This is a genomic window from Mesorhizobium sp. M4B.F.Ca.ET.017.02.2.1 (genome assembly GCF_003998955.1).
GTDB lineage: Bacteria > Pseudomonadota > Alphaproteobacteria > Rhizobiales > Rhizobiaceae > Mesorhizobium > Mesorhizobium abyssinicae.
The window spans coordinates 1-9,203 of record NZ_RZOF01000257.1; the positions used below are offsets into that span (position 1 = coordinate 1).

At 64.2% G+C, this 9,203-nt stretch carries 9 protein-coding genes and 1 pseudogene; 3 read left to right on the top strand and 7 right to left on the bottom strand.

Annotation, left to right across the window (positions count from 1 at the left end):
- Positions 1–443, top strand: a pseudogene (locus tag EN738_RS24825) (band 7 protein); the annotation flags it as partial.
- Between the two features lie 12 nt (positions 444–455).
- Complete coding sequence (locus EN738_RS24830) at positions 456–1,352, top strand: NAD(+)/NADH kinase (RefSeq protein ID WP_127286011.1); 897 nt, start codon at positions 456–458, stop codon at positions 1,350–1,352.
- Between the two features lie 165 nt (positions 1,353–1,517).
- Here EN738_RS24830 and EN738_RS24835 read toward each other — a convergent pair whose 3' ends face one another.
- Both EN738_RS24835 and EN738_RS24840 read right to left on the bottom strand, forming a co-directional pair.
- Positions 1,518–2,405: an RNA polymerase sigma factor gene (locus EN738_RS24835; protein WP_127286012.1), complete on the bottom strand. Its 888-nt coding sequence runs from the start codon at positions 2,403–2,405 to the stop codon at positions 1,518–1,520.
- Between the two features lie 56 nt (positions 2,406–2,461).
- Positions 2,462–2,782, bottom strand: coding sequence for a hypothetical protein (locus EN738_RS24840; RefSeq protein ID WP_245494663.1), 321 nt, complete (start codon positions 2,780–2,782; stop codon positions 2,462–2,464).
- A 145-nt stretch (positions 2,783–2,927) separates the two neighbouring features.
- Between EN738_RS24840 and EN738_RS24845 the strand changes: the two genes are divergently transcribed.
- Entirely contained in the window at positions 2,928–3,293 is a 366-nt protein-coding gene (locus EN738_RS24845; protein ID WP_127286013.1) for a VOC family protein, read from the top strand.
- Between the two features lie 101 nt (positions 3,294–3,394).
- Here EN738_RS24845 and EN738_RS24850 read toward each other — a convergent pair whose 3' ends face one another.
- The 5 genes from EN738_RS24850 to EN738_RS24870 all read right to left on the bottom strand — a co-directional run bounded on the left by EN738_RS24850 (position 3,395) and on the right by EN738_RS24870 (position 8,975).
- A complete protein-coding gene (locus EN738_RS24850) occupies positions 3,395–4,594 on the bottom strand; it encodes a caspase domain-containing protein (protein WP_127286014.1) in 1,200 nt (399 codons plus the stop codon).
- A 125-nt stretch (positions 4,595–4,719) separates the two neighbouring features.
- On the bottom strand, positions 4,720–6,378 hold the full coding sequence (locus EN738_RS24855) for an FAD-binding dehydrogenase (RefSeq protein ID WP_127286015.1): 1,659 nt from the start codon (positions 6,376–6,378) through the stop codon (positions 4,720–4,722).
- Positions 6,379–6,401: 23 nt separating this feature from the next.
- Complete coding sequence (locus tag EN738_RS24860) at positions 6,402–7,388, bottom strand: Gfo/Idh/MocA family oxidoreductase (RefSeq protein WP_127286016.1); 987 nt, start codon at positions 7,386–7,388, stop codon at positions 6,402–6,404.
- A 369-nt stretch (positions 7,389–7,757) separates the two neighbouring features.
- The gene (locus EN738_RS24865; protein WP_127286017.1) at positions 7,758–8,333 is read right to left on the bottom strand and encodes a YceI family protein; all 576 of its coding nucleotides are present in this window, start codon (positions 8,331–8,333) and stop codon (positions 7,758–7,760) included.
- Between the two features lie 69 nt (positions 8,334–8,402).
- Positions 8,403–8,975 carry a cytochrome b gene (locus EN738_RS24870; protein ID WP_127286018.1) on the bottom strand — a complete coding sequence of 191 codons (573 nt, stop codon included), beginning with the start codon at positions 8,973–8,975 and terminating at the stop codon, positions 8,403–8,405.
- Positions 8,976–9,203 lie beyond the last annotated feature (228 nt).

The window sequence follows — 9,203 nt, forward strand, 5'->3', positions numbered from 1 at the left end:
TGCAGACACCGACCTTCGAGGCGCTGCAGCAGAAGGCCGACGAAGCGACCTTCGAGCGTCGGGCGCTTGCTGTCGAAAAGGAGCGCGCCATCGCCGAAAATGAAATGGCGACCAGGACCGAACTGGCGCGGCGCGAGAAGCTGTTGATTGCCGAGGAGGCCGAAAACGCCCGCAACCGCGCCACCGGCGCGGCGGAGGCGCAACAGGTCGAGGCGGCCGCCGAGGCGGAGCGCATCCGCACCGTCGAGGGCGCCAGGGCCGAGGCCGAACGGCAGCGCATCGCCATCTACCGCGACCTGCCGCCCGCGATCCTGCTCGGCCTCGCCGCCCAGCAGCTCGCCGGCAAGCTAGAGAAGATCGAGCACGTCAACGTGACGCCGGACCTGCTCGCCACCGTGCTCGGCGAATTCCGCAAGAGCCCGGCGGTGATCGAGGCCCGCTGAGGGGGGCGAAGCATGGCGGCGAACCGACCCCGCGCGGTCTTCGTGACGCGCGAGACCGACTACGAGCTGCTGGTCGCGCGCCACGCGACGCGCGACCAGGCACGCTTCTTCCTGCAGACGCGCGGCCAGCGGCTCGAGGATGTCGAGGTCCGGCACGACAAGTTCCATGCCGTGCTGGGCGCGGCACGGGCCTCGGTGCCGGCGGATTGGCGCCAGACCCTGGTCAAGCGCGCCGACCTCGACCGCTTCCTGTTCGCGGCCGACGACGTTGTCGTGCCGGTGGGACAGGATGGGCTGGTCGCCAATGTCGCCAAGTACCTCGACGGCCAGCCCGTGCTCGGCGTCAATCCGGCGCCGGACCTCTATGACGGTGTGCTGGTCCGCATCGGCGTCGGCCAGCTGGGCAAGCTGCTCGCCGCCAGCATAGCCGGCAATGTCGGCATCGAATCGCGAACCATGGTTCAGGCCGAGCTCGATGGCGGCGAAACGTTCCTCGCGCTCAACGAGATCTTCGTCGGCCACCGCAGCCACCAGTCGGCCCGTTACCGGATCGAGGCGGAGGGCGAGGCGGAAAACCATTCCTCCAGCGGCCTCATCGTCGCCTCCGGCACCGGCGCGACGGGCTGGGCGCGCTCGATCATGGAAGCGACGCATCTCGACCTGTCGCTCGGCCGCGAAGAGCACGCAGTGGGCTTCTGGGTGCGCGAGCCGTTTCCGAGCGTCGCCACCGCCACGAATTTGCGCGCCGGCAAGATCACCGAAAGCCCGCTCCTCATCACATCGCGGATGAACGAGGGCGGCGTGATCTTCGCCGACGGCATCGAGCAGGATTTCATCGCCTTCGACTGGGGCAGGCAGGTCCAGCTGCAGCCGGCATCGCGGGCGCTGCGGCTGGTCGTCGATCAGTGACCAACAGCATGCTGGCGCGAGGTGGATGCCGCCGCGTCGAAGCCAGCAAGTTCGACGGGACGGCCTAGGGGCCGCCCCGCCTGCGTTGCCTTGCCGGTACGGCCGAGTGGCCCGATCCGGCATGCCCACCGACCTGTTCGGGCAGTGATGGCGCCTTGCTTCCGTTCAGTCGATCGGACGGATATCCGCATCCGCCAGGCAGTAGGGCGCGTAGCGGAAATCGCGGATACCCGCGACCTCTTCGCCGCGCCACTCGACCAGCATGAAACCGCGCGCCGCGCCGTCCGGAAACTTCGGATCGCGGATCAGGATCGCCGGCCGGCCGTCGACGAAGCCGAGCGAGAGCACCCAATCGCTGACGCGGTCGTAATTGCCGAAATAGGTCGAGGCTTGCTTCTTGCCTCTGAGGCGCGTGCGGTTGACGACTTCGAGCTGGATATCCTCGGCGATCAGCGCCCTGACGGCGTCGAAGTCGCGCGCGTTGAACAGGTCGACGTAGTGGCGCAGTCGCCGCTCGTCGTCGGCATCGAGCGCCGGCATGACGGCTTCTTCCGGCGCTGCTGCCAACGCCCTCAACTCGGCCCGCCCGCGATGCAGCGCCGCCTTGGTGGCGGCCAGCGTCGCGCCCGTCGCTTCGCAGGTTTCGGAAAGGCTGAGGCCGAGCACGTCGACCAGGATAACGGCGCTGCGCTGCGGCAGCGTGAGCTGCATGAAAGTGCGCAGGCTGGTGGCAGCCGCAAGCCTCGCCTCTGCGCTGGCGGAGGGGTCTTCCACTCCGGTCATATCGGCCTCGCTTAGGCGGGAACGCTCCCGCTGGCGGCGGCGCAGATGGTCCTGCGCCGTATTGTGGGCGATGCGAAACAGCCATTGCTCCGGACGGTCGACTGCGGCGTTGCCGTCGAGCGCCTGCAGCGCCTTCAGCACCGTCTCCTGCACGATGTCCTCGCCGTCGATGACGGAGCCGGCCATGCGAGCTGCGTAGCGGTGCAACTTCGGACGCAGGCCGGCCAGCATCGCGTCCAGCGCCGCCCGGTCGAATTTCGATGACATCATTGCGTTCATTCCCGAGCAGGCTGCGGCACGGCACCAGGGCCGCGTCGGCACTGAGGTCAGGCCGGCATGGCCTCACTGGCATTGTCCAGCATACGATAGTTGCCGACGATTTTTGCCGCCGATCTGGCGAGAGGGCCAGACCGCCGCTCGGCGTGGTCGGCGCTGAAAGCCTTGAAGGCGTCGAGCCCGGTCAGGGCGGCGCTGTCCTTGTCATACCCGACAAGATGCACGAACTCGCCATTCTCCAGCTCCAGAACGAGGTAGCGCACGGATAGCGGCTTCGTTTCGTCGAGTGCCTCGAACACCTTTGCAACCAGGGTACGGTTTTCGGCGATGCTTTCATCCTTCACGCCGTAGCGGATGAGATTGTAGCCCATTGTCATCTCCTTTTCTGGGTTTGCCACAAAAGACGTTCCGCAGCATCGAAAAGATTCTCAAGGTGGGCCCGAATCTTTCTGCGCGTCTGCGTCGTCTTTCATCCGTCGAGGCCGCGCGGCGGCCTCCGCGATGAGGAGAGACATCATGCATATCCAGTTTGCCGAACTTCCGGTGTTCGACCAGGACCGCGCCAAGGCGTTCTATACCGATCACCTTGCCTGCCAGGTGATAGCCGACCAGCCGATGGGCGAGGGCGGCTGGCGCTGGATCGAGCTGGCGTTTCCCGACGCCGTCACCAACCTGCATTTTGTCAGGCGCGCCGACGAGGCGCCGGGGGTCGACCCCGTGCTGGTGCTGGTCGACGACAACGTCGAGGGCACGTTCGCATCGCTGAAGGCGAAGGGTGTCGAAATCATCACCGAGCCTCAGGAAGCTCCATGGCAGCCTGGCCGCACCGTCGCCGAGTTCCGCGACAGCGAGGGCAACCGTATGGTGCTGGCAAGCCGGTAATCTGGACGCATGCCCTCACGTTGCAATGTCGGATTGTGGGATCAAGCGAACACGCCCGCCGCACCCGAATTTGCTACGCAAGGCGATAATCCGCGGGTCGTCTAACCCCCAAGCTGTTGCAGCTTGCGACAGGCACGCCTTACGCCTTCACGGCATCTCTCGCGACATCTCTCTTTGTTGCCATCCCTGCATCGTCCAACGGATTCCTGCTTGGCAGGTGCGGTCGTTTCCGCCGAACGATTGGCGGAAGGCTCGTTGATCGGCAGCGAGGCTTGCGGCTTGCGACTGACTTTCCTTGTTAGGATTTTCTTGCGTGGCGGCGAAGGTGCTTGGAACTTGGCAATTCGGCTCTTCGCTATTTCGATGAACGCACCATTCGGAAATGCCGCCAGATAGGCACGATACATGGAGACATCGGATGTATCCTTGATCGATTTCCAAAACTCGAGGTCTTTCGCCGTATTGATGTCTGGCTGAGGAAGCTCTGACGGAGACTGATTATTGAATGTGGGATCTGGGTTGAATGAGAACCCCGGCTCCACCAAGGACGAATTGCTCCAGGGAACCTGCCTTCCAGACGTCGCGTTCATGACGTCCAAGCGTACGCGACGCATGAGAATTTCAATGTCGATCGAGGGAGTCTTTATGCGCTTCACAAGAGAGTCCGCAAACGGGCTATGATTGACGGCTCCATCGAGAGCGACATTGCCGGGCTGTGTTGCAAAGCCGATGAAGACCCCCCTGCCGGCATCCAGGGCTCCCAGCCCCTTTTCTATCGCAAAGCCGCGACTCTGACTCTGTCCACCTAGTTGCTTGACGAAAGGATTGTCTCGACAGGCATCGAGAAGGACGATGGCGGTATTTTCCTCGGCCGTCATGGCTGCGATAATGTCTTGCAAGCGCTCAGCCTCCAGAGCCAAGTCGGCCGGACGGTGAAGGGCGGCATCAACAGGCAATAGGTAGTTTTCTCCGTTCGCTTGGAGCCCGTGTCCGGCGTAGTAAAAAAGCGAGACATCACCCGGCTGCAAGTTTCGCCTGAATTTCCCGATGAGTTCCCTGAACGTTGAGGCGTCGGCATCCAGGCCAAGCGTGACCTTAAACCCCGTCTCTTCCAAAATTCGAGCGATCGCATTCGCGTCATTCACCCCGTTGGGGAGCGATGGCGCATAGCGGTAGGCGGAGTTGCCGATGACAAGTGCATATCTGTGACTGCGCTGAATGATTTCGGCCTCAGAGGACGCAGGTGCCGACAAGCCAGCCAGAAAAAGAAGGCACGCGCACAACAAGCAAATCTTGGACATTGCGACGTTCCCGAGGAACGAAGAATGTTAGCATCTGTTAATGCGCGGGGGTACCCACACAAGAGATTGATGCGGCAAACGAGGCGCCCCCGACGGCACGAGCTTGCGGGAACGCCGTCGATCCTTCAGACCACCGCGCCGCCCGCCGCCCGCCCGGCGCTGCGGCCGGAAAAGATGCAGCCGCCGAGAAATGTGCCTTCCAGCGCCGCATAGCCGTGCACGCCGCCGCCGCCGAAGCCGGCAGCTTCGCCGACCGCATAGAGGCCGGGGACCGGTTGGCCCCCGGCATCGAGAACGCGGCTGTCGAGATCGGTCTGCAGGCCGCCCAGCGTCTTGCGGGTGAGGATGTTGAGCCGCACCGCGATCAGCGGGCCGTTCGCCGGATCGAGCATTTTGTGCGGCTTTGCCGTGCGGATCAGCTTGTCGCCGAGATAGGCGCGCGCGCCGCGCAGCGCCGTCACCTGCATGTCTTTCGAGAACGGATTGTCGAGCTGCCGGTCGCGGGCGCGGATCTCGCGCTCGACCTGGGCCTCCTCCAATAGCGGTTCGCCGCCGGCCAGCGCGTTCATGCGCTTGACCAGCGTCGAAAGGTCGGCCTCGACGATGAAATCCTCGCCCTTCTCCATGAAGGCTTTCACCGGGCCGGGAATGCCCGACGTGGCGCGGCCCAGCACCTGGCGCCAGCTCTTGCCCGTCAGGTCCGGGTTCTGCTCGGAGCCCGACAGCGCGAACTCCTTCTGGATGATCTTCTTGGTCAGGATGAACCAGGAATAGTCGAAGCCGGTGCTCATGATGTGGCTGAGCGTGCCGAGCGTGTCGAAGCCCGGATAGAGCGGCACCGGCAGGCGCTTGCCGCGCGCGTCGAGCCACAGCGACGACGGGCCGGGCAGGATGCGGATCGCGTGGTCGGTCCAGATCGGCGCCCAGTTCTTGATGCCCTCGACATAGTGCCACATGCGGTCGCGGTTGATGATCGAGCCGCCGGCCGCTTCGGTGATGGCCAGCATACGGCCATCGACATGGTCGGGCACGCCGGTGATCATCCGCGATGGGGCCTTGCCCAGGCGCTCGGGCCAATTCTTGCGCACCAGATCGTGATTGGCGCCGATGCCGCCGGAGGCGACGATCACCGCTTGCGCGTGAAGCTCGAAATCGCTTGAAATCTCGCGGGAGCTTTTTTGGCCGCGCTCGATAGAACTCGGCTGCAAGACGTCGCCGCGCACGCCGGTGACGGTGTTGCCTGTCCGTGTCAGCTCGTTGACGCGGTGACGGAATTTGAAGCGGATCAGCCCCTTCTTCTCCGCTTCCCGCACACGCAGGACAAAAGGTTCGAGCACGCCGGGGCCGGTGCCCCAGGTGACGTGGAAGCGCGGCACCGAATTGCCGTGGCCGATGGCGTTGCCGCCGCCGCGTTCCGCCCAGCCGACGACGGGAAAGAATTTCAGCCCGCGTTCGATCAGCCAGGAACGCTTTTCGCCGGCGGCAAAGCCGACATAGGCCTCGGCCCATTTGCGCGGCCAGAAATCTTCCGCTCGGTCGAAGGCCGCGGTGCCCATCCAGTCTTCCAGCGCGAGATCGTGCGAATCGCGGATGCGCATGCGTCGCTGCTCCGGCGAGTCGACCAGGAACAGCCCGCCGAACGACCAGAAGGCCTGGCCGCCCAGCGACTGCTCCGGTTCCTGGTCGACGATGATGATCTTCTTGCCGGCCTCGGCCAGCTCGGCCGCTGCGACGAGGCCGGCCAGCCCCGCGCCGACAATGATGACGTCCGCATCGTCAGCCATTTTTGCTCCCCCAAAGCGAACTGTCAGACCGGTTCCCAGCCGTCCTTGCCGCCGGCGCGGAAGATGGCATCGATGACCTTCTGGTTGAGCACCGATTCCTCCAGCGTGAAGACGCGCTCCTTGCCGCCCTGCGCCGCCCTGGCGAAGGTCTCGACCTCCAGCCGGTACTGCTGCGTGCCGGGGAAGCGGAACACCTGCGCCTCGGTGTGGTTCTGGTTGTGCAGCTCGACCCGATGGTGGTCGTAGAGCCCGGCATTGAACGGCGAGAACACCTCGATGAAACCCTTCTCGCCGTGGAACACCATCACCTGCCGCGCCGCCATCTGCGTCGACAGGTAGAAGGACAGTTCGAAGTCGCCGAAATCGGCGCGGATCGAGGAATAGATGTCGGTGCCGAAGGTCTTGTCGCGCTCGATCGTCGCCTGCACGCGCTGCGGTTCCTTGCCGGTCGAAAAGCGCGTCGACACTGTCGGGTAGACGCCGATGTCGGGCAATGCGCCGCCGCCGAGGTCGAGCTGGTTGCGCATGTTCTTGGGGTCGACATTGTAATAGGAGAACGCGCCCTGCACGTGGCGCAGCCGGCCGATGGCGCCGCTGGCGATCAGGTCGCGCACCTTGATCCATTGCGGGTGGTAGATGACCATGAAGGCTTCGCAGACCAGCACCTTCTTCTCGTCGCGCAGCTTGATCAGCGGCGCGATGTCCTTGGCGTCGAGCGCCAGCGGCTTCTCGACCAGCACATGCTTGCCGGCCTCAATCGCCTTGGCCGTCCACTCGACATGCTGCGAGGTGGGCAGCGGGATGTAGACGCCGTCGATGTCCTTCGACGCGAGCAGTTCCTCATAGGAGCCGAAAGCATGCGGCGCGCCGAAACGGTCGGCCAGCGCCCGGGCTTTCGCCAGATCGCGGCTGGCGATCGCCGACAGGACGCCATTCTCCGCCTCGACAATCGCCGGCAACAGCTGCTCGCGGCCGATCTTGGCCGTCGACAGAACACCCCATCGGAACATCACGCTTCTCCATGTCGAATTGCATCATGGAGGTGTGCCCCAATTCAGGGGAAAAGCCAATCGCAGACGCTCCGTGGCTTGGCGCATGCATTGTCCAATGTAGCGCTGGTCGACCCCCACTCCGTCTCGGCTTCGCCGAGCCACCTCTCCCCCGATCGACGGGGTAGAGGAAGGCGCCTAGCTTTTTGCCATCAACGCTCCTCCAGCAACGCTCCCTTCCTTTCCCTCCGGAGGGGGAAAGGTGGCGCTGCGAAGCAGCGACGGATTGGGGGAACCACGTGGCCATCAAGCTACGGCCTGATCAGTCACGCCAATCACAGAAGATGTGTGCATAGCGTGGCCCGCGTTGCCGGGGCGAGGAAATGCGCCTCAGCCCCTCTTGCCCGTCAGCGTCATGTCGAAGTTGACGACGTTGGAATAGATCGGCGTGCCGACATCCATGCCGTAGCGCGACCTCAACACCTTGCCGGTGACGTGGAATTTGATCGTGCCGGCCTTGAGGCTGCTGAGCTCGGCGGTGAATTTTTCCGGAAACGTCTTGCCGCGCGCCGTCAGCCGGCCGGTGACCAAGGCCGTCGTGTCGCCGGTACGGGTCACATTGGTCGAGCGGAACTGGATTTCCGGGCTGTTGGCGCTGTCGAACACCGCGTCGGAGCGCAGGAAGGCATCGATGCGGTTCTGGCCGGTGCCGACGCTCTCGGGAAAGATGGTGAGGTTGACCTGCGAGCGTTCGACATTGCCGTTGTCGATGCGGATGCTGCCCTTGAAGCGGGCGAAGGCGCCGTCGAAGCCGCCGCCGCCCGCCTTGCCGATGGTGAAGCGGATGTTCGATGCGGCCGGGCTGATCGTGTAGCTGCCGGCGGCGTCGCTGAGCGCCACCGCCGCGATGGCGGGCACGGCAAGGCAAGCGGCAAGGGCCGCCAATCCAAGGATGCGCGCATGCATGGGGAAGGTCCTTTTTCTGAGGCAGCGCATTGCTGTCTTCTCGCCTCACCAACGAACGACGGCGGTCTTCTATTCCCTGCCTGACGAAGGCGTGATCATGCGCGCAAGCACGCGGTCGCGCAGCCAGAAATGATGGCGCAACGCGGCCAGGACATGCAGGACGACGAGCGCGATGCCGGCATAGGCGAGATACCAGTGCGCTGCCGTCCAAAAACTCTCTGCCGCGTCGGATACGGCCAGTGGCAGGTTGGGCATCACGAACAGATTGAATGGCATGCTCGGGATCTCCAGCGTCGACACCGACACCAGCGCCCAACCGGAGAGCGGCAGGCTGATCTGGAAGAGATAGAGCGCGAAATGCGCGAGCGGCGCGGCTTGTCGCTCCAGGCCTCCGACCGAGGAGGGCAACGCCGGCACGATGTTGCCGAGCCGCCAGGCGATGCGCAGGATGATCAGGCCGACCAGCAGGAAGCCGAGGGACTTGTGCAACTGGATCAGCTCGAAGGCGGTGCGCTGGCTTTCGATCCGCATCATCACGAAGCCGAGCACGAACTGGCCGATGAAGATGATCCCGATCAGCCAGTGGAGGACGATCATCGCCCAGCCATAGCGGGTTGAGGTGTTTGTGATTGACGATTCCATGGCCGAAAAACGCCGCTGAGGTCAGCTTTCTTCCAGGCTACCCTATGCCCCACTCTCCACACAATTCCGGGCGCCGGCGCCGCCCCTCATTGCCCTGCCGGTGTCCAGCCGATAGATGGGTAACAGAATGGACCGGATACATAGGTAACAGTTCTCCCCCTATGAGTCCGCTGCAGCGCCAAGCGGATTGGTTGGCGCGGCGCTGCAGCGGACAAGCGTCATACGCCT